The sequence below is a fragment of the Streptomyces sp. NPDC047002 genome, from assembly GCF_040704505.1.
Lineage (GTDB): Bacteria > Actinomycetota > Actinomycetes > Streptomycetales > Streptomycetaceae > Streptomyces.
Genome location: NZ_JBEYWC010000001.1, coordinates 568,561 through 588,510, shown reverse-complemented (window position 1 = coordinate 588,510; position 19,950 = coordinate 568,561). Strand labels below are relative to the sequence as shown.

The window sequence follows — 19,950 nt, the reverse complement described above, 5'->3', positions numbered from 1 at the left end:
GCCGCCGCCCGGCCGCCGGAATATCCTGAGGACCCAAGCCGCCGGCTGACGAAGGAGTCCGAAGGTGCCGTCGATGCTCGATGCCGTCGTCGTGGGCGCGGGCCCCAACGGGCTGACCGCCGCTGTCGAGCTCGCCAGGCGCGGGATGTCCGTCGCGGTGTTCGAGGCCGCCGCCACGGTCGGCGGGGGAGCCCGCACCGAGGAGCTGACCCTGCCGGGCTTCCGGCACGACCCGTGCTCCGCCGTGCACCCGCTGGGCGCCGGGTCGCCCGCCTTCAACGCCATGCCGCTCGAACGGCACGGGCTGACCTGGCTGCACCCCGAACTGCCCATGGCCCACCCCTTCGACGACGGCACCGCCGCCGTGCTCGCCAGGTCGGTCGCCGAGACGGCCGCCTCGTTCGGGCCGCGCGACGCGGGCGCCTACCGGCGGCTCGTGGCGCCCTTCCTCGGCCGGTGGGACGCGCTCGCCGCCGACTTCCTCACCCTGCCGCCGCGCGGGCTGCCCCGGGACACCGCCACCCTCGCCCGCTTCGCCGTCGCCGGACTGCCGCCGTACGGCTGGCTGGTGCGGCGCTTCTTCGACGAGCGGGCGAAGGCGCTGTTCGCGGGGCTCACCGCGCATGTCATCTCCCCGCTCAACGGCCTCGCGACGGGCGGCGTCGCTCTGATGTTCGCGCTCGCCGCGCACGCGGGCGGCTGGCCCGTGGCGCGCGGCGGCTCGCAGGCGATCTCGGACGCCCTCGCCGGCTACCTGCGTGCGTGCGGCGGCGCCGTCCACACCGACTTCGAGGTCAAGCGCCTCGACGACCTGCCGCCCGCCCGCGCCTACGTCTTCGACACCTCGCCCACCGCGCTCGCCCGCATCGCGGGCCTCGGCCGCCACTACGACGCGTACCGGTACGGGCCGAGCGTCTTCAAGATCGACTACGCGCTCGAAGGGCCCATGCCGTGGACGGCCGAGGCGCCGCGCCGCGCGGGAACCGTCCAGATCGGCCCCACCAGCGGCGAGATCGGCCGCGCCCTGAAGCAGGCGTACGGCGGCACGGCCCCCGAGACCCCGTTCCTGATCACCGCGCAGCCCACCCTTGCCGATCCCTCGCGCGCCCCCGAGGGCAAGCACGTCTTCTGGGCGTACGGCCATGTCCCGCACGGCTGGAAGGGCGACCTGACGGACGCGGTCGAGCGCCAACTCGACCGCTTCGCCCCCGGCTTCCGCGACCTGGTGCTCGCGCGGGCCACGGCGGGGCCCCCGCAGCTCGCCCAGCGCAACGCCAACTACGTGGGCGGGGACATCGCGTGCGGCGCCGCGCAGGGCCTCCAGCTGCTGCTGCGGCCCAAGCTCTCGCTCTCGCCGTACTCCACCCCCCGCCCCGCGGTCTTCCTCTGCTCCTCCGCCACCCCGCCGGGCCCCGGCGTGCACGGCATGAGCGGCCACAACGCGGCCAAGGCCGTGTGGCGCAGCCTGCGCAGGAGCCGCTAGGGCGACTCCCGCCGCGCCCCGGCGAGCCGCCCCCGCGCGGCCGCCTGGATCCGGGAGGGGCCGAGGCCCCACTGGAGGACGCGTCCCACGGCCGTCGCGAGCGGCCGGTCCCAGCCGGCGCGGACGGGGGCAGGGCGACGGATGCCGAGTTCGGCGCGCGCCCAGCCGGGGAGCAGCCCGACCGACGCGTTCATGAGCCGGCCGACGACCAGCCGTTCCCTGCGCGTGCGGCCGAAGCCGCGGAGGAACAGCACCGAGTCGAGCGCGGCGGGGGTCGCGCGGAGCTCGGGGCGCAGCCGGGCCAGACAGCGCTCCACCTCGTGGGACGTGCGCGGCACGCCCCGCGCGCCCAGCGCCTCGGCCACGGGGGCCGCCTGGCGGTAGTAGGCGTCGCACTCCGCGGGGCCGAGCCGGAGCCGCCGGGGCGCGTAGGCCTGGTGGCCTGCGAGGAAGCAGCGGACCTCGGCGGTGTGCACCCAGGTCAGCAGGTCGGGGTCGTCCGCGCGGTACGGCCTGCCGTCAGGGGCGGTGCCGTGCACCCGGGTGTGGATCCGCAGGACCAGGTCGATCGCCTCGCGGGCGGCGGCCGACGAGCCGAAGGTGGTCGCGGTGACGAACCGCACCGTACCGTTGAGTCGCCCGACCGGGTCGGCGCGGAAGTCGGAGTGCTGGTCGACGCCCGCCATGGCGAGCGGGTGCAGCGACTGGAGCATGAGCGCGGCGAACCCGCCGGTCAGCATCCCGGTGGCCTGCCCGTGCACGCGCCACACCGGGTCACCGGGCGCGATCCCGAGGAGACCGGGGTCGCCGGGCGGCTCCGCGTACCGGTCGAGCCGGAGATCCCCGCCGTGCGTCGCCGCAGTGAGCTCTGCCGCGATCCTCTCCCGCAGTCCCACCCGTACCTCCAGGGTCCGTGTCCCTCAGCCGAGGGTACCGACCCGCCCGGCGAGCACGGCCGTGAGCACGAGCAGCGCGCACAGCGGGTTGGTGCCGAACACGCGCCCGCAGGCCACGGCGTCCGCGGGGTCGGCCCGCCGCACCTGCCACCACGACTGCCCCCGACCACGCGCAGTCCCGGCCAGTACAGCGGCCCGAGCGGAGCGCCGTCCCGGGGACCGGCGAGCGCTGCGGGGTCGATCCACCCGGGCACCACCGCGAGCCACGCGGGGATCGCCTGCTGACCGGTCCAACGTAGCCCCGGCCGGGGCGTGTTGCGTGTTCTTCCCGGCGGGCCCCCGGGCTTCGCGGGCGATCAGGCGGGGGCGCGGGCGGAGGCCGGCGCGGTGTCGTCGTCGCCGAGCAGGCCGTTGCGCGTGAAGTCCGTCGGGAGCGAGGCGTCCGGGTGGATCCGGCGCTGGACGAGCGCGGGGACGTTGCATCCGATGAGCAGGATCACGACGAACGTCAGCGAGAACGACAGCAAGGGCAGCGCGAAGCCGAGGGAGAGCCGGCTCGCGATCGACGCGCCGAGCACCGGGGCGATCGCGCCGCCGAGGGCGCCGACGTTGTAGGTGAACCCCAGGCCGGCCGCCCGCTGCCCGGCCGGGAAGAAGCCGCTGATCCACTTCGGGTGGAGGCCGGAGATGCCCTGCCCGAACAGCTGCTGGAGCAGGAGCAGCGCCCCGAGCACGACAAGCCGGGTGCCGCCGATCGCGAACACCGGGAAGATGAGCACCTGCGACAGCAGGAGGCTGCCCACGTACGCCCGCCGCGTCCCGAACCTGTCACCGCTGAAGCCGGCGACGCAGCAGCCGATCGCGTTCCCGAACCCGGCGAAGAACACGACGTCGGCGATCTGCGCCGGGTTGTAGTGCAGCTCGGTCGCGGCGTAGGTGGGCAGGAGAGCCTGCATCGGCCACGAGTAGAGGAAGGCGGCCAGGACGGTGACCGTCACGGTGACGATGAGCGGCCACCGCCGCCCCCCGAACTGCACCATGAACGAGACGAAGACGGCGCCGATCAGCACGGCGGCTCCGGCGACCGCGAGCCCCCGCAGCCGACCGGTGAAGACGAGCAGCAGGAGCGCCATCGCGGCGAAGGACGCGACCGTGTTGAGGACCCGGAACCGCCCGGTGAACAGCACGGCGAAGACGTTCTGCGCGGCGGCGCCGTCGGGTGCTCCGCCGCGGCGGTGGGCCCTCTTCCAGTCCTCGGGCTCCGGCAGGCTGCGGCGGAGCCAGAGGGTGATCGCGATCGGGACGAGGCCGACGGCGAACAGCGCCCGCCAGCCGTACTCGGGCACGACGAGCCGGAAGACCTGGCCCGCCAGGATGGTGCCCACGGCGGACCCGGAGATGAGGAAGCCGCTGGCCTTGTTCTTCAGGCGCTTCGGCCAGGCCTCGATCACATAGGTGGAGCTCGCCCCGTACTCGCCTGCCATACCGAGGCCGATGACGATCCGGGAGGCGAACAGCACGCCGTACGACGGCGCGAGTGCGCAGGCGAGCGATCCGAGGGAGAACAGCAGGATGCTGATGATCATCGCGGGGCGCCGGCCGAACCGGTCTCCTGCCGCGCCGATCGCGAGCCCGCCGAACCAGCGGCTGATGAACGCGGCGGAGACGAGGCTCGCCGCCTGGACGCCCGAGAGCCCGAACTCCTTCGTGATGTCGGTGAGCACCAGCGAGATGAGGACGAAGTCGAAGCCGTCGAGCAGGTAGCCGAACCACGACGCCGCGAACATCTTCCACTGCCGGCGGCTCACCTCCCGGTACCAGGGGACGGCGGGGGCAGGGGAGTTGGCCATGGTGATCTCACACTTCCTTGGGTGAATCCATCGGGCCGCGACGGTGCGGTGCGGTCAGGCCGTGACGGGGGTCAGCAGTCCGCGGCCGCGGCAGAGCGCTGCCACGTTCTGCACGGCCAGGTCGGCCATGGCCTCCCTGGTCTCCCGGGTGGCCGACCCGAGATGGGGGGCGAGGACCACGTTGTCGAGGTCGGCAAGTCCCGGGGCGATGCGCGGTTCCGCCTCGTAGACGTCGAGGCCGGCCGCCGCGATGGTGCCGTCGGCCAGGGCCGCGACGAGCGCGGCCTCGTCGACGACCGGACCGCGCGCGGTGTTGACGAGCACGGCGGTCCGTTTCATCGAGCGCAGCCGGTCGGCGTCGACGAGGTGCCGCGTCCCGGCGGTGAGCGGGCAGTGCAGCGAGACCACGTCGGACTCGGCGAACAGCCGGTCGAGGGGCATCCACTCGACGTCCTGCTCGGAGCGCGGCCTGCGTGACGACGACGCGATCGCCATGCCGAAGGCGCGGGCCCGGCGGGCGACCGCCGCGCCGATGCGCCCGTATCCCACGATGCCGAGCCGCTTGCCTGCGAGCGAGCTGCCCCACATGAAGTCGAACGCCCACGACCACGGCCGGCCGCCGCGGACGAGCCGGTCGCCCTCGCAGACCCGCCGGGTCGCGTCGAGGAGGAGGGCCATGGCGAGGTCGGCCGTGGCATCGGTGAGGACGTCGGGGGTGTTGGTCACGGACAGGCCCGCGCGGCGCGCGGCCGCGATGTCGATGTTGTTGTACCCGACGCCGACGTTCGCTACGAGCCGGACGCCGTGGGCCTTCAGCCCGGCGACGGCGGCCTCGTCGACGGGGTCGGTGATGGTGGTGATCACCGCGTCGAGGTCCCGCAGCGCCAGCAGTCCCGACACGCCACGGGCGGGCACCAGGTCGACCCCCAGGTCCGTGAGCGTGGCCGCGGGGCGCGCGGGGAGCGCGACCGTGGAGGCGGCCCGGAAGCTCACGACGTGACCGCCTTCGGCGTGCGCAGGAGCGCGCGGGCCTCGGTACCCAGCCGCTTCCATGAGCGGAAGAGGATGTCGATGTCGATGCCCAGCGAGAAGTGGCGGAAGCCCTGCGCGCACAGGTCGTTGAACTCGTCAAGGCCCGCGAGCTCGATGCGGGCGGGCACGCCGTTCCTGGCGCACGCGGCGAACAGCTCGGAGCGCACCGCGTCGATCTCCCCCGCGGTCTTTCCCGAGCTCATCCCGAAATCGGTGGGCCCCCACTGCACGAAGTCGACGCCGGGTACGGAGAGCAGTGCGTCGAGGTCGTCGAAGCTCTCCCGCTTCTCGACCATGACACCGACGACGGTCTCCGCGACGCTCCTGACATAGGCGGCGCCGCCGCCGTAGTCCGGCCGCGCGTTGCGCCGGGCGGCCGCGCCGTAGGTGCCGCCGTGCCCCGGGGTGTCGGGGCGGACCGAGGCGACGGCGCGCAGGACGTCGTCGCGGGTGCGCATGTCGGCGAAGAGGACACCGCCGAAGCCCGACCCGACGGCGCGCTGGGCCAGATAGCGGTTGTGCTCGTAGTCGAGCTTGACCATGGTGCCCAGCCCGTGGAGCTCCGCCGCACGGCCGATGTTGTCGAGATCGTGGAGCGTGAACGCGTTGTACTCGGCGAGGAACTCCACATAGTCGAACACACCGGTCTGGCCCACCGCCTCCGTGACCGCGGGGTCCGGCAGCATGACACGGGTGGCGATGGTCGGCCGGCCGTCGGCGAACCGTTCACGCAGGGGGTTCTGGCGCACGGGGCGTCTTCCTCTCGTCGGCAGCGGTGCACTGCGGGGTGCACGGCGATCGCCACGCGTCGGCCCGGCCGCGAGCGCGACGGTGGATGGCCGGGGCCGACGCGGCGGTGCGGGGACGGCGGATGTGCGTGCCCGGTCGCCGTGGTGTGGACGGCCCCGGTGCGGGGCCTCATGGGGGAGCGTAGGAACGCGGCCCGCGCGGGTTCAAACCCCTGGAAAGGTTTCGCTCAGGTTTCGCAGCGGCCGCCGCCTACGGTCCTCCCTCCCGAGCCCCCTGCGCCGGCGGCAGGCCGGCGCCCCGCGCGCCGGCCGCGTGCGCCGACGGGCCGTTCAGTGGGTCCGCATGGTCGAGCCCCGCACCACCAGCCGGGGCTCGACATGGTGCACCCCGGGCTCCGGGCGCCCGTCGATCGCGCGCAGGAGCAGGTCGGCGGAGACCCGCCCGATCTCCTCCAGATTCATGTCGACGGAGGTCAGCGCGGGCCGTGCGGGCTCGACCATGGCGGCCCAGTTGTCATGGCCGATCACCCGGACCTGCCCCGGTACGTCGCGGCCGAGTTCCTTGAGCGCGTCCAGGACGCCGCGGGCGATCTGGTCGTTGCCGCAGAGGAAGCCGTCGACGTCCGCGTCCCGCTCGATCACCGCCCGCGCCGCAGCCCGCCCCCAGGGCTCCGAGTACTCGCCCGCGTACACCGCCCCGCCGGCGATCTCCACTCCGGCCTCGGCAAGCCGCAGACGGGCGGCTCTCGACCGCTCCGCCGTGGCGCGGACGCGCGGATCGCCCGCGATGACGGCGACCTTCGCCGCGCCCGACTGCACCAGGTGGTCGGCGGCCAGCGCCCCCGCGCGCTCGTGGCTCGCGTCGACCGACGTGTCGCCTGCCGCGTCGGAGGGCGCGTAGGCGTACACGAGCGGCACCCCGAACAGGCCGCTCAGGCTCGGGCGCGCGGACGAGAGGCTGCCGAGCACGATGATCCCGTCGACGTTCCGCTCGACGAGCGCGCGCAGGTGATGGCGCTCCCGGATGGCGTCACCGCGCGCGTCGCACATGAGCAGGGAGATCGAGCCGAGCCCGAAGGCGTCCTCGGCACCCATCATGATCGGCAGCGCGAACCGCCCCGCGAGGTCGCTCGCGATGATGCCGACCGTGCCCCGCAGCTTGAACCGGCTCGCGCCGTGCCGCGGGACGTACCCGAGGCGCTGCGCCGCGGCGGCGACGCGCGCCCGGGTCCCCGCGCTCACCCGGGGGCGGTCGTTGAGCGCCTTCGACGCCGTGGCGACCGAGACGCCCGCCGCGGCGGCCACCTCGGCGAGCGACGCCGTCTGCTGCACTGCCTCGACCCCCGTCCCCGCGTCGCGAAACCCGACGGAAAATTTCGCACCCATCCTCGCACGGCGAAGAGGTCTCCTGCACCGGTGCACTGCCCGGCGCAGCGGGCGCGCCGCACCGCCCCGTCAGGGGCGCAGATGGCGGCTGGTGTCGCCCACGAGCCGGATGGCGAACCGGCGCTCGGCGAAGCGCCAGACCCCGCCGGCGCGGGTGAAGCGGTCCCGGTAGCGCCCCGCGGCCACGGGCTGCAGCGGCAGCCCGGGCAGCGCCTGGAAGACCGTCACGTACGAGCGCGCCGTGGCCTCGTCGGGGCCCTCGCCCTGCTCGATCACGCTGTTGGTCGTCACATGGTGGGTGCGCGGGGTCCCGTCGCCGTACAGGATCGTGCGGTCCCTGAGCATCCCCTCCACGGCCTCGCGTCCGCGGAAGGCGCCCCCACTGGCGAGGAACACCCCGTCGGCGAAGAGGTCGCCGACCGCGGCGAAGTCCCCGTCGTCGACCAGCTCCGCGTACCGCGCGACGAGGTTCTCCAGGGCCCGCAGGTCGACGGCTTGCAGCATGAGAACCCTCCGGCACTACGGCGGACACCCGGTCCCGCGCACGCTAGCAGCGCCGACGCGCGCGCCGCGGCGCGGCCTCGCCGGGAGCCTGGCCGGCCGCCGTGCGCCCGTACCGGCAGCCGGGTTTCCCTGATGTCATGGACATGGACAGTCAACGGCCCCCGTGTCAGGCTGAGTTGGTACGGACCTCGGCGCGGATGCCTTCGTGACAACGTTGTCCAGCGGTGTCGCGCCATGGTCCGCGCTGCCCTCCACCCCCATGAAGAGGAGCCGATGATGACCCCACGACGCAGAACCTCCGGGCTCGCCGCCGCCCTGCTCGCGGCCGCCGCGCTGGCGTGCGCCTCTCCCGCCCTCGCGGCGCCCGGCGCCCCGGCGACCGCCCACGCCGGCGCCACGGCCACGCAGGTGCCGGCCGCGGCGCAGCGGACCGCCGCCGGCTTCTGGACCACGGCAAGGCTGCGCGGCGCGCGGGACGTGACGGCCGCGGTCCCCGCCGCGGGACGCGCGATCGCCGCGCCCGGCGGCCCGACCGTCACGGTGGCCCCGCGGCCCGCCCCGGGCCGGACCGCCACCACCCGCGCCGTCGCCGCGCCCGCCGCCTCCTCCCCGACGGCGTGGACCGGCGGCGGCCTGATCGCCACCACCGAGGGCAAGGTCTTCTTCCAGAACGCCTCAGGCGGCACCTTCGCCTGCTCGGCGACCGTCGCCAACAGCGACAACAAGTCCGTCGTCCTGACCGCGGGCCACTGCGTGGTCGACGCCTCGACCGGCGAGGTCTACCGCAACTGGGTCTTCATCCCGGGCTACGCCAACGGGAACCGCCCCTACGGCACGTTCACCGCCTCCGCGCTCTTCCACCGCGACGAGTACGTCTCGACCGGCGGCAACGCCAACTACGACTTCGCCTTCGCCCGGCTGTCCCCGCTGAACGGCAGGACCCTCGCGGACACCGTGGGCGCGCAGGGCATCGCCTTCAACTCGCCCACGGGCCAGCACGTCCACTCCTTCGGCTACGGCGGCTCCGCGGCCGAGGGCGGCGGCGAGCGCCTCAACCACTGCGAGGGCACCGAGTTCCTCGACACCGGCCGCGCCGGCTCCACGATGTGGGGGATCGACTGCGTGCAGACCGGCGGCTCCAGCGGCGGCGGCTTCCTCTCCGGCTTCGACACGTCGACCGGAGGCGGCTACCTCGTCGGCAACATCAGCGTCAGCGCGGGCGGCAACGAGTACCACCCGTACCTCGGCAACGAGGCCCTGAGCCTCTATCAGCAGGCCGGGGCGTAAGGCGGGGCGCGGCGGCGCGGGCGGCGGCCAGGGACGGGACCGCCGCCCGCGCCGGACAGCGGGCCGGAGGGCCGGTCGGCTGTCCGGCGCGGGCGCGGCGCGCCTGCCGCACCCGGCGGGGATCTTGCGCCGTTCGGTGTACTCTCCGTCGCCGTGCATGGACAATGTGCACATGGCCGGAGACTGGATGCGGCAGCTCGACCGGCTCCACGCCGGGCTGGTGCGGCGCGACGACCCCGCGGCGTGGGTGACCGAGGAGGACGCGGTCAGGGCGTCCGTCGCCTACCCCCATCTCGCCGTGCGCGGCCCGGTGTTCGGGACCGCGGCCCTCGACCCGGCGGCGGGCGGCGGCTGGCGCGTGACGCACCCGGTCACCTGCGGCACGCCGGGGGAGGCCAGGGAGGCACTGGTTTCGTTGCTCCGTCAGTCGGCGCGGGACGACACGCGGGGGAGCGCGGCGCGCCGCGCGCTCCTCGACGCGCTCGGGGCGCTCGACGCGGGCGAGACCGACGAGGCCGAGGTCCTCGGTGTGCTCCACCGGGTCGTACGGGGCGAGGAGCTGGCCCGCAGCGGCGCCGAAGGACTCGAACCGCCGCGCCCCACCGACCAGGAGCCGCCGCACCCGTCCTGGAAGGGCGCGTGGGAGCCCGCCTTGCGCGACCTCGGAGTCCGGCTCGACGCCGAGCACGCGGAAGCGGAGGACCAGGGCGTGATGGCGGGTGCGCTGCGGCTGGCGCTGCGGGGGTTCGCCTACACTGGCACACGCTTCCCCGCCCGGGTCAGGGCCGACTCGCGGCGGGCGGTGCGCACCCACCCCGAGGTGGTGCTGCTGCCCACCGGCTTCGGCGTGGTGCAGCGCACCGGCCGCGGCTGGGCCCCGCACGGCCGCCTCATGCCGACCCCGCACGACGCGCGGCGCCTGCTGTACGAGCAGCTCACCGGGGCGCGGCCGGCCGACGCCGCCGAGCGCGACCGGTACGCCCGCGCCGCCCGCCGCTTCCGCGCCGAGCGCCGCGCCGACGAGGCGCGGGCCGGTGAGACGGTCTTCCGCGTGTGCCGCGTCGAGCGGCTGGTCCGCACGGGCGCCGAGGGCCCTGAGCCCCCGCGCCCCTCGGACCACGCGGAGTACGAGCAGGGCTAGCCGCCGGGGACGGCGCGGGCCCCGGTCGCCGGGGCCCGCGTCTGGCCGAGAGGCCCTAGCCGCGGCGTCCCTGCCCGCGCAGGTGGGCGCGGCGGCCCTCGCGGTCGAAGACGCCGAGGACGTCGGCGGGGCCGCCGACCGCGCCGAGGGCGTGCGGGAGCATGGTGGGGAACTCGGCCGCCTCGCCCTCCTCGATCCGCAGCCTGCGCTCCCCGAGCAGCAGTTCCGCCGTGCCCGCGAGCACCGTGAACCATTCGCGCCCCGGATGCGCCCGCAGCGCGGCCGGGCTGTCCTGCGGGGGAGAGGTGACGCGCATCCTGACCACCGTCACGCCGGGATCGCCCCGCATCGGCCAGTGCGTGAGCCCGCGGGACCGGTCGCGTACGGGCCGGATGACGACGTCGTCCGCGGCCGTCTCCACGAGCTGGTCGAGCGTGGTGCCGAGGGCCCTGGCGATCGCGGTGAGCTGGTCGAGGGCGATCCTGCGCCCGCCGGTCTCGATCCTGCTGAGCGTCGAAGGGCTCAGGTGGCAGCGGTGCGCGAGGTCGTCGAGCGACCAGCCCTGCGCGGCGCGCAGGGCCCGGACGCGTTTGCGTACGAGGCCGTCGAGACCGTCAGGCTCTTGCGTCATACGCATGATCCTATGCGTTGTGCGCAAGCGCTCCGTAGGGTCGGCCGCATGACCCACCCCGCACCCCGGCCCACCGGGCACAGCCACCCCGCCGCACCGACCGCCCACGGCAACCACGGCCACCCTGCCCCAGGGCAGGGCGCGGCCCTGCCCGACGGGCTCGCGGAGATGCTCGACCTGGACGCCGGCCTGTTCGCCCCGCACATCGCCGGCCTGACCGGCCGGATTGCCCGCCTCGCCCGGGGGCCCGTCACCCGCGTCGTGGACCTCGGGGCGGGGACGGGCGCCGGCACGCTCGCGCTGCTCGAACGCTTCCCCGGCGCCCGGGTGACCGCCGTCGACACCGACCCGGACATGCTGGCCAGGATCACCGCCACGGCAGACGCCCGCGGGCTCGGCGCACGCGTGCGCACCCTGGAGGCGGACGCGGGCGCCGGCCTCCCCGGCGTCGAGGACGCCGACCTCGTCTGGGCCTCCGCCTCCCTGCACCATGTCGCCGACCCGGCGGCCGCCCTCGCCGTGGTGCGCGCGGCCCTGCGCCCCGGCGGCCTGCTCGCGGTGGCCGAGCTCGACGGGCTGCCCCGCTTCCTGCCCGACGACGCGGTGCCCGCGCGGCCGGGCGTCGAGGAGCGCTGCCGCGCGCTGCTCGACGCCGTCCACGCCGAGCAGGTGCCGCACCTCGGTGCCGACTGGAGCGCGCTGCTCGCCGCCGCAGGGTTCGCCGTCGAGGAACAGCGCACGGACCGGCTCGCGCTGAGCGCGCCGCTGCCCGAGGGCGCAGGCCGCTACGCGCACCTGGTGCTCGGCCGGATCCGCGCCGTGGTCGAGGACCGCGCGGACCCCGCCGACCTCGCGGCGCTCGACACGCTGCTCGACGGCGGCCCGCAGGACGTCAGGCACCGCGGCGACCTGGTGGTGCGCTCCACGCGCGCCACCTGGATCGCCCGGCGCCCCGCGGCCTGAGGAACGGCCGGGCTCAGCCGCGCCGCTGGCCGGGCAGCGTCGTCCTGGGCACGGCGAGTGCCGTGACGAGGACGCCGTCCCCCGTCGTCCACCGGCCGCGCGCCGCGCTCAGCCAGCGGGCGTCGGGGCCCTCGCGCTCCAGCGCGAGCGCGAAGCCGAACGTACCGGCGCCCGCGCCCTCCGGCACGGGCGTCACGTCGGCCTCGGAGAAGTCGAGTTCGTAGCGCGTCCGCGGGAACCATGCCTTGAAGATGGTCTCCTTGAGACTGAACACCAGCCGGTCCCACGCCACTTCCGGGTGCGAGGCGCCGAGCTCGGCGATCCTGGCGCGCTCCGCGGGTACCGTCACCGCGTCGAGGACCCCCTCGGGCAGCGGCAGGTTGGGCTCCGCGTCGATGCCCACCGCGTGGATGTCAGCGGCCCGCGCGACCGCCACGGCGCGGTAGCCGTCGCAGTGCGTCATGCTGCCGACGAGCCCCTCGGGCCAGCGCGGCGCGCCGCGCCGGTCGGGCAGCAGCGGAGCGGGCGCGACACCCAGCTCGGCCATGGCCGTGCGCGCCAGCTCCCGCACGGTCGTGAACTCCCTGCGCCGCTTGTCGACGGCCCGCGCCACCACGGCCTGCTCCTCGGGGAACAGCACGTCACCCGAGGCGTCGGCGAACGTGTCGTACGCCGTCACCGCCGCGGGCAGCAGCTCCGCGATCACCGGGGCTCCCCTGCCAGGTCGGGCAGGATCTCGCGCAGGGCGGGCCGCGGCCCGCCGCGCCCGCGCCACTCGCGCGGATAGCCCACCGACACCTCGACGAACGGCACCCCGTCGTACGTCGTCCTGCGCGGGATGTGCAGATGGCCGTAGACCGAGGCCAGGGCCCGGTAGGTGGTGTGCCAGTCGGCGGTGCGCGTCGTGCCGCACCACTGCGCGAACTCCGGGTAGTACATGACGTCCGTCGGCTCCCGCACCAGCGGCCAGTGGCTGACCAGCAGCGTCGGCAGATCGGGGTCGAGCGCCGCGAGCCGCTTCTCCGTCTCCACGATGCGCGCGGCGCACCAGGCGTCGCGGGTCTCGTACGGGTCGGGGTGCAGCATGTACTCGTCCGTGCAGACCACGCCCGCCTCGTGCGCCACCCGCAGCGACTCCTCCTTGGTGGAGGCGCCGGGCGCGTGGAACGAGTAGTCGTACAGCAGGAACAGCGGCACGACCGTCACCGGACCGCCCGCGCCCCGCCACACCGGGTACGGGTCCTCGGGCGTCACGACGCCGAGCCCCCGGCACATCGACACCAGGTGCTCGTAGCGGAAGCGGCCGCGCAGCGTCAGCGGGTCGGAGGGGTGCGTCCACAGCTCGTGGTTGCCCGGCACCCAGACCACCGTGGCGAACCGGTCGGCGAGCAGTGTCAGCGCCCACTCGATGTCCGTGCTGATCTCCCCGACGTCACCGGCGACCAGCAGCCAGTCGCCGTCCGTGCCGGGGCGCAGGGACTCGATGATCGCGCGGTTGTCGGCGTGCGCGGCGTGCAGGTCGCTGATGGCGAGGAGCCGCGGCTCCCCCGAGGGGGCCGTCATGCGCCACCCCGCAACCGGGGAGCGCGCACGGGCGCCGCGCGCCCTGGGCGCACGTTCTCGCCAAGCCGCCGGAGCAGAGCCGCAGTTGCCCGCATCTTCGTCACGTCAGGATGCTACCCCGCCGCTCCCCGCGACCTTGATGTCGTTTTTCTGCGAGCTTCCCCCGGTCCCTTCGCCGATCCTGGACGCATGCACACCGACAGGGAACGCTGCGAGCGTGCCGTGCGCTCCAAGGACGCCCGGTTCGACGGCTGGTTCTTCACCGCCGTCCTGACCACCGGCATCTACTGCAGGCCCAGCTGCCCCGTCGTGCCGCCGAAGACCGAGAACATGGTCTTCCATCCGAGCGCCGCCGCCTGCCAGCAGGCGGGCTTCCGCGCCTGCAAGCGGTGCAGGCCGGACGCGAGCCCCGGATCGCCCGCCTGGAACGCGCGGGCGGACAGCGTGGCCCGCGCCGTGCGGCTCATCCAGGACGGCGTGGTGGACCGGGAGGGCGTGCCGGGGCTCGCTTCGCGCCTCGGCTACTCGGCCCGCCAGCTCGAACGGCAGCTGCGGGCCGAGCTGGGCGCGGGCCCCCTGGCCCTGGCCCGCGCCCAGCGGGCGCAGACCGCGCGCATCCTGATCGAGACGACGGCGCTGCCGATGGCCGAGGTCGCCTTCGCCGCAGGCTTCGCGTCCGTGCGGTCCTTCAACGACACCGTGCGCACGGTGTTCGCGCTCGCCCCCGGCGCACTGCGGGAGCGCGCGGCGCGGACCGGCGGCAGGGCCGGGGCCGCCGCGCCCGCGCGGACCGCGGGGGCGATCGCGCTGCGGCTGCCGTTCCGCGCGCCGCTCACCCCCGGCAACCTCTTCGGGCACCTCGCGGCGACGGCGGTGCCCGGCGTCGAGGAGTGGCGCGACGGCGCCTACCGGCGCACCCTGTCGCTCCCGTACGGCCACGGCATCGTGTCGCTCTCCCCCCGGCCGGACCACGTGGCCTGCCGGCTCTCGCTCACCGACCCGCGCGACCTGACCGTCGCCATCAGCAGCTGCCGCAGGCTGCTCGACCTGGACGCCGACCCCGTAGCGGTCGACGGGCAACTCGCCGCCGACCCCGGGCTCGCGCCGCTGGTGCACGAGGCCCCTGGCCGCAGGGTGCCCCGCACCGTGGACGCGGCGGAGTTCGCCGTGCGCGCCGTGCTCGGGCAGCAGGTGTCCACGGCCGCGGCCCGCACCCACGCCGCCCGCCTCGTCGCGGCCCACGGCGTCCCGGTCGACGACCCCGACGGCGGGCTCACCCACCTCTTCCCCGCGGCCGAGGCGCTCGCCGGCCTCGACCCCGCGTCGCTCGCCCTGCCGAAGGCCAGGCGCGCCACGCTCATCGGCCTGGTCGAGGCCCTGGCGTCGGGGGCGCTGCGCCTCGGCCCCGACAGCGACTGGACCGAGGCGCGGGCCGCGCTCGCCGCCCTGCCGGGCTTCGGCCCGTGGACCGTCGAGTCGATCGCGATGCGGGCGCTCGGCGACCCGGACGCGTTCCTCCCCACCGACCTCGGCGTCCGCAGGGCCGCCTCCCTGCTCGGCCTGCCCGCGGCCCCCGCCGCGCTCACCACCCGCGCCGCGCCGTGGCGGCCCTGGCGCGCCTACGCCACGCAGTACCTCTGGGCCACCGGCGACCACCCCGTCAACCGCCTGCCCGCATGAAGCACCGACCGCACCACAGCCCCCGCGCCACAGGAGAAGCCATGGAACGCAGGCACACCGTCATCGACAGCCCGCTCGGGCCCCTCACTCTGGTGGCGACCGACGGCGCCCTCAGCGGCGTCTACATGGACGAGCACCGCCACATGCCGCCCCGTGACACCTTCGGCGCGCGCTCCGCCGAGCCGTTCTCCGAGGCCGCCGCCCAGCTGGCGGCGTACTTCAGTGGCGAACTGCACGAGTTCGACCTGCCGCTGCACCTGGAGGGCACGCCCTTCCAGCGCCGCGTCTGGTCGGAGCTGACCCGCATCCCGTACGGCGGGACCCGCTCGTACGGCGAGCTCGCCGCCGCGCTCGGCAGCCCCGGCGCCTCCCGCGCGGTGGGCCTCGCCAACGGCAGGAACCCGGTCAGCATCGTCGTGCCCTGCCACCGCGTGGTCGGCTCCACCGGCGGCCTGACCGGCTACGGCGGCGGCCTCGCGAACAAGCGGCGCCTCCTCGCCCTGGAGGCAGGGCACGCGCCTGCGCCCGAGGACGCGCTGTTCTGAGCGCTGCCGCCCGCCGCCTGCCTGTGCTGCCGTGCAGGGGGAGCGGGGGACGGGCGGCGCGGTCAGGCGGCGTGGAGCGCGCGCAGCAGCGGCGGCAGCGACGTCCCGATGGGCTCCCGCACCACCCGCTCGGCGCGCGCGTCGTACGGCGTCGGGTCGGCGTTCACCACGATCAGCCGCGCCCCGTGGTCGGCCGCCACGCCCGCGAGCGACGCGGCAGGCCGGACCTGGAGCGTGCTGCCCACGGCGAGGAACACCTCGCACCCCTTGGCGATCGCCAGCGCCTCGCGCAGCACGGCCTGGTCGAGCCGCTCGCCGAACATGACCGTGGCGGACTTGAGGATGCCGCCGCACTCCTCGCAGGGCGGGTCCTCCTCGCCCGCCGCGACCCGTGCGAGCGCCCGGTCGACCGGCGACCTGCGGCGGCACGCCGTGCACATGATCTCCCGCGCGGTGCCGTGCAGTTCGAGCACCTTCTCGCCGGGCAGGCCGGCCCGCTGGTGCAGCCCGTCCACGTTCTGTGTGAGCACCCTGACCGGGGTGCCCGAGCGGTCGAGGTCGGCGATGGCCCGGTGCGCGGCGTTCGGCTCGGCCCGCAGCGTCGGGCTGTCCGCGCGCCGCCGCCAGGCGCGCCGCCTGAGCTGGGGATCGCTCATGTACGCCTCGTACGTCACATACCGCTCGGCCCCGGGGTCGCGCCGCCAGACACCGTTCGGACCGCGGTAGTCCGGGATGCCGGAGTCCGTGGAGATGCCCGCGCCGGTCAGGATCGCGACGAGTGTCATGCCTCCGAGCGTAGGCGGCGGCGCACGGGACCGGGAGCGGCGGCCGCACACGGCCCCGGTCGCGAGGGGCCTGCGCGGCTCAGCCGACCGGGCGGCCGTCCTCCAGCTCCACCGCACCGCCGCCCGACTCCGCCGCCGCGAGCGCCGCCGCCACCCGCCCGCCCAGCGAGCCGGGGAAGTACGCCCGGATCTCGGCCCGGTCCACCAGCCGCCACGACAGCAGCTCCGACTCCTGGAGCACGATCGCGGCGAGCTGTCCGTCGCTCAGCACCCCGCCGTCGTAGAGGTACGCGGCGATCGGCGGCCGCCCGGGGCCGCGCACCCAGTCGACGGCGAGCAGCCTGCCGGGCGTGATGTCCAGGCCGATCTCCTCCAGCGTCTCGCGGCGCGCGCCCTGGCGGGGACTCTCGCCCTCGTCGGACTCGACGGTCCCGCCGGGCAGCGCCCAGCCGTCCCGGTAGTTCGGCTCCACGGCGAGGACCCGGCCCCCGGCGTCGCGGAACAGCACGGCGGCCCCCGCGAGGATCCGGGGCAGCCCCGCGATGTAGGCCCTGTAGTCGTCGCTCACTGTCACCCCCGCAGCCTAACGGGGACCGCCGCGGCCGCGGCCTGGGCAGGGCGCGGGCCGCCGGATAGGGTCGGGGCGGCGCGACTGCCTGTTCGACAGCAAAGGAAGAAGCACGTGACGGACGGAGCAGCGAAGGGGGGCCGCGGCGACGGCGGCGCGCGAGCGAGCGTGCTGGTCGCGGCGGACAAGTTCAAGGGGTCGCTGACGGCGGTCGAGGTGGCGGAGCGGGTCGCGGCCGGCATCCACCGGGTCGTCCCCGGGGTGCGGGTGGAGGCCCTGCCCGTGGCGGACGGCGGCGACGGCACGGTCGCGGCGGCGCTCGCCGCGGGGTTCGAACGGCGTGCCGAGCGGGTCACCGGGCCGCGCGGCGAGCCGCTCACCGCCGCGTACGCGCTGCGCGGCGGCACCGCCGTGGTCGAGATGGCGGAGGCCTCGGGCCTCCAGCACCTGCCGCCCGGCGTCTTCGCGCCGCTGACGGCGACCACGTACGGCACAGGCGAGCTGCTGCGGGCGGCGCTCGACGCGGGCGCCCGCACGGTCGTCCTGGGTGTCGGCGGCAGCGCGACCACCGACGGCGGCGCGGGCATGCTCACGGCGCTGGGCGCCCGCCTCCTCGACGCGGCGGGCGGGCCCGTACCGCCGGGCGGCGGCGGGCTCGCGGCCCTCGCGTCGGCCGACCTGAGCGGCCTCGACCCCCGCCTCGCGGACACCCGGATCGTGCTCGCCAGCGATGTCGACAATCCGCTGACCGGCCCGAAGGGCGCGGCCGCCGTCTACGGGCCGCAGAAGGGCGCGAGCCCCGCCGACGTCGCCGCGCTCGACGCGGCGCTCGGCCGCCTCGCCGAGGTGCTCGGCGAGGCAGCCGGTCCGCGTGCCGCCGAGGCGGCCGCAGCGCCGGGCGCCGGCGCTGCGGGCGGGATCGGCTACGGGGCCCTGGTCGGGCTCGGCGCCGCCTTCCGCCCCGGCATCGAGGTGATGCTCGACGTGCTGGGCTTCGCCGCCGCCCTGGAGCGCGCGACGCTGGTGGTGACGGGGGAGGGCTCCCTCGACGCGCAGACCCTGCACGGCAAGGCGCCCGCCGGGGTCGCGGCGGCCGCAGGGGCGCGCGGCGTCGACGTCGTCGCGGTCTGCGGCCGGCTGGCCCTCGACCCGGCCGCGCTGCGGGGCGCCGGGATCCTGCGCGCCTACGCGCTGACCGACCTGGAGCCGGACCCCGAGCGCTGCATCGCCGAGGCTGGTCCCCTCCTCGAACGCGCGGCGGCCGCCCTCGCGGCCGACCACCTGCGCTGACCCCGGGCACGGGACAGGCCCCGACCTGACGCAGGTCGGGGCCTGTCCCGTGGGATCGATCAGGACGGCGGGCGCCGCTACGGCAGCTGCGCCGCCCGCGCCTCGCGGCGGTTGCCACGGAAGGTGTTCACCCGGCGCGCCGTGGCGAACAGCGGGATCACCGCGCCGGTGACCACCTGGAGCGCACAGCCCGTCTGGAGCAGCAGCTGGCCGCCGGGCGCGTCGAACGCCCACGCGGCGAGCAGCGCCATCGCCGAGACGATCCAGGCGAGCATCGCGACCGCGAGGACGCCTCGGGGCTTCGGGTACTCGACCCGGCTCACCATCAGCCAGGCCACGCCCACGATCGCCAGCAGCGTCGGCACGAACGGCAGCTCGAGCAGGACGATCGAGACGACCGTGAGCGCGCCGAACGGGCTCGGCATCCCCTGGAACATCCCGTCGCGCACCGTGACGCAGGAGAACCGCGCGAGCCGCAGCACCACGGCGAGGAGCACCACGACCGCGGCCACCACGGAGAACCGCTGGTGGGCGTCGCTCTCGACCAGCCCGTAGACCAGGACGAAGTAGGCGGGCGCGAGGCCGAAGCTGATCAGGTCGGAGAGGTTGTCCAGCTCGGCGCCCATCGGCGAGCTGCGCAGCTTGCGCGCCACCAGGCCGTCGAAGAGGTCGAAGACCGCCGCGCACAGCATCAGGATGACGGCGGTCGCCGCGGAGTGGCGGGCCATGCCGCCGCTCTCGTCGCTGCCGGTCAGATGGGGGATGAGGATGCCGGTGGTGGTGAAGTACACCGCCATGAAGCCGCAGGTGGCGTTGCCGAGGGTGAGGGCATCGGCTATCGAGAGCCGCAGGGACAGCGGCATGTTCTCCGCCTCGTCCGCCGCCTCCTGGGCCTCGGGCACCCAACCGGTCCCGGTCTCCGGGTCAATCACGGTCAATTCGAGTCACCCCCGCGGTCGTCTTCTGGCCCACCTCGACCGCGACGTCGATGTCGCCGGGGAGGTAGAGGTCGACGCGCGACCCGAACCGGATGAGACCGATGCGCTCACCCTGCTCGACCTTGGTGCCCTCGGGCACGTACGGCACGATACGGCGGGCCACCGCGCCCGCGATCTGCACCATCTCGATGTCGCCGAGCTCGGTGTCGAAGTGCCAGACAACGCGCTCGTTGTTCTCGCTCTCCTTGTTGAACGCGGGGACGTAGCCGCCGGGAATGTGCTCGACGGACGTCACGGTGCCGGCCAGCGGCGCGCGGTTCACGTGCACGTTGAGCGGGCTCATGAAGATGGCGACCCGGGTGCGTCCGTCCTTCCACGGCATGACGCTCTGCACCACGCCGTCGGCGGGGGAGATCAGACGGCCCTGCGCGATCTCGCGCTCGGGGTCGCGGAAGAACCACAGCATGCCCGCGGCGAGCGCGGTGGCGGGCACTGCTACGGCGGCCGCACCTCGTGATCTGCGGGCGCGCGCCAGGCCGAGCGCCGCCGTGGCGACGGTCGGCAGGAGCCACGGGGATGCTCCCCTGGCGAGGCGGACGCGGCCGCGGGGTGCGGAGGTTGGGCCGGATGGGCTGTGGGGCATGGATGACCTTCGTAGC

General features: G+C 75.4%; 20 protein-coding genes. 7 read left to right on the top strand and 13 right to left on the bottom strand.

Annotation, left to right across the window (positions count from 1 at the left end):
- Positions 1-64: 64 nt before the first annotated feature.
- Positions 65-1,483 carry an NAD(P)/FAD-dependent oxidoreductase gene (locus AB0910_RS02600; protein WP_366742631.1) on the top strand — a complete coding sequence of 473 codons (1,419 nt, stop codon included), beginning with the start codon at positions 65-67 and terminating at the stop codon, positions 1,481-1,483.
- Here AB0910_RS02600 and AB0910_RS02595 read toward each other — a convergent pair.
- From AB0910_RS02595 to AB0910_RS02570, 6 genes are all read right to left on the bottom strand, one after another.
- Positions 1,480-2,379 (bottom strand): oxygenase MpaB family protein, encoded by a 900-nt coding sequence (locus tag AB0910_RS02595; protein WP_366742630.1) that lies wholly within the window; start codon positions 2,377-2,379, stop codon positions 1,480-1,482. The genes AB0910_RS02600 and AB0910_RS02595 overlap by 4 nt on opposite strands.
- Positions 2,380-2,735: 356 nt before the next feature.
- Positions 2,736-4,229 (bottom strand): sialate:H+ symport family MFS transporter, encoded by a 1,494-nt coding sequence (locus AB0910_RS02590; RefSeq protein ID WP_366742629.1) that lies wholly within the window; start codon positions 4,227-4,229, stop codon positions 2,736-2,738.
- Positions 4,230-4,283: 54 nt separating this feature from the next.
- Positions 4,284-5,222, bottom strand: a complete 939-nt coding sequence (locus AB0910_RS02585; protein ID WP_366742628.1) for a D-glycerate dehydrogenase — start codon at positions 5,220-5,222, stop codon at positions 4,284-4,286.
- Entirely contained in the window at positions 5,219-6,010 is a 792-nt protein-coding gene (locus AB0910_RS02580) for an aldolase/citrate lyase family protein (protein WP_366742627.1), read from the bottom strand. The genes AB0910_RS02585 and AB0910_RS02580 overlap by 4 nt, the downstream gene beginning before the upstream one ends.
- Before the next feature lie 330 nt (positions 6,011-6,340).
- On the bottom strand, positions 6,341-7,342 hold the full coding sequence (locus AB0910_RS02575; RefSeq protein WP_366742626.1) for a substrate-binding domain-containing protein: 1,002 nt from the start codon (positions 7,340-7,342) through the stop codon (positions 6,341-6,343).
- 123 nt (positions 7,343-7,465) lie between these two features.
- Complete coding sequence (locus tag AB0910_RS02570; protein WP_366742625.1) at positions 7,466-7,900, bottom strand: nuclear transport factor 2 family protein; 435 nt, start codon at positions 7,898-7,900, stop codon at positions 7,466-7,468.
- A 276-nt stretch (positions 7,901-8,176) separates the two neighbouring features.
- Between AB0910_RS02570 and AB0910_RS02565 the strand changes: the two genes are divergently transcribed.
- Both AB0910_RS02565 and AB0910_RS02560 read left to right on the top strand, forming a co-directional pair.
- On the top strand, positions 8,177-9,187 hold the full coding sequence (locus AB0910_RS02565) for a trypsin-like serine protease (RefSeq protein WP_366742624.1): 1,011 nt from the start codon (positions 8,177-8,179) through the stop codon (positions 9,185-9,187).
- Between the two features lie 172 nt (positions 9,188-9,359).
- A complete protein-coding gene (locus AB0910_RS02560; protein WP_366742623.1) occupies positions 9,360-10,328 on the top strand; it encodes a DUF5954 family protein in 969 nt (322 codons plus the stop codon).
- A gap of 55 nt (positions 10,329-10,383) precedes the next feature.
- On the opposite strand, the gene AB0910_RS02555 is transcribed toward AB0910_RS02560, so the two are convergent.
- Complete coding sequence (locus tag AB0910_RS02555; RefSeq protein WP_366742622.1) at positions 10,384-10,959, bottom strand: XRE family transcriptional regulator; 576 nt, start codon at positions 10,957-10,959, stop codon at positions 10,384-10,386.
- A 48-nt stretch (positions 10,960-11,007) separates the two neighbouring features.
- Between AB0910_RS02555 and AB0910_RS02550 the strand changes: the two genes are divergently transcribed.
- On the top strand, positions 11,008-11,922 hold the full coding sequence (locus tag AB0910_RS02550; RefSeq protein ID WP_366742621.1) for a methyltransferase: 915 nt from the start codon (positions 11,008-11,010) through the stop codon (positions 11,920-11,922).
- Between the two features lie 13 nt (positions 11,923-11,935).
- Here the strand turns inward: AB0910_RS02550 and AB0910_RS02545 are convergent, their stop codons facing one another.
- Together AB0910_RS02545 and AB0910_RS02540 are read right to left on the bottom strand one after the other, a co-directional pair.
- Positions 11,936-12,628, bottom strand: a complete 693-nt coding sequence (locus AB0910_RS02545; protein WP_366742620.1) for a 4'-phosphopantetheinyl transferase superfamily protein — start codon at positions 12,626-12,628, stop codon at positions 11,936-11,938.
- Positions 12,625-13,485, bottom strand: a complete 861-nt coding sequence (locus AB0910_RS02540; protein WP_366742619.1) for a metallophosphoesterase — start codon at positions 13,483-13,485, stop codon at positions 12,625-12,627. The genes AB0910_RS02545 and AB0910_RS02540 overlap by 4 nt, the downstream gene beginning before the upstream one ends.
- A gap of 189 nt (positions 13,486-13,674) precedes the next feature.
- Between AB0910_RS02540 and AB0910_RS02535 the strand changes: the two genes are divergently transcribed.
- A complete protein-coding gene (locus AB0910_RS02535) occupies positions 13,675-15,165 on the top strand; it encodes an AlkA N-terminal domain-containing protein (RefSeq protein ID WP_366742618.1) in 1,491 nt (496 codons plus the stop codon).
- 41 nt (positions 15,166-15,206) lie between these two features.
- Entirely contained in the window at positions 15,207-15,710 is a 504-nt protein-coding gene (locus AB0910_RS02530; protein ID WP_366742617.1) for a methylated-DNA--[protein]-cysteine S-methyltransferase, read from the top strand.
- A gap of 62 nt (positions 15,711-15,772) precedes the next feature.
- Here AB0910_RS02530 and AB0910_RS02525 read toward each other — a convergent pair whose 3' ends face one another.
- Both AB0910_RS02525 and AB0910_RS02520 read right to left on the bottom strand, forming a co-directional pair.
- Entirely contained in the window at positions 15,773-16,495 is a 723-nt protein-coding gene (locus AB0910_RS02525; RefSeq protein ID WP_366742616.1) for a Sir2 family NAD-dependent protein deacetylase, read from the bottom strand.
- 79 nt (positions 16,496-16,574) lie between these two features.
- Positions 16,575-17,069: an NUDIX hydrolase gene (locus tag AB0910_RS02520; RefSeq protein WP_366742615.1), complete on the bottom strand. Its 495-nt coding sequence runs from the start codon at positions 17,067-17,069 to the stop codon at positions 16,575-16,577.
- 108 nt (positions 17,070-17,177) lie between these two features.
- Here AB0910_RS02520 and AB0910_RS02515 point away from each other — a divergent pair, with 108 nt between their 5' ends.
- Positions 17,178-18,353 (top strand): glycerate kinase, encoded by a 1,176-nt coding sequence (locus AB0910_RS02515; protein ID WP_366742614.1) that lies wholly within the window; start codon positions 17,178-17,180, stop codon positions 18,351-18,353.
- 77 nt (positions 18,354-18,430) lie between these two features.
- Here AB0910_RS02515 and pssA read toward each other — a convergent pair whose 3' ends face one another.
- Both pssA and AB0910_RS02505 read right to left on the bottom strand, forming a co-directional pair.
- Positions 18,431-19,291 carry a CDP-diacylglycerol--serine O-phosphatidyltransferase gene (pssA, locus tag AB0910_RS02510; protein WP_366742613.1) on the bottom strand — a complete coding sequence of 287 codons (861 nt, stop codon included), beginning with the start codon at positions 19,289-19,291 and terminating at the stop codon, positions 18,431-18,433.
- Positions 19,278-19,934 (bottom strand): phosphatidylserine decarboxylase, encoded by a 657-nt coding sequence (locus AB0910_RS02505; RefSeq protein WP_366742612.1) that lies wholly within the window; start codon positions 19,932-19,934, stop codon positions 19,278-19,280. The genes pssA and AB0910_RS02505 overlap by 14 nt, the downstream gene beginning before the upstream one ends.
- Between the last annotated feature and the right edge of the window lie 16 nt (positions 19,935-19,950).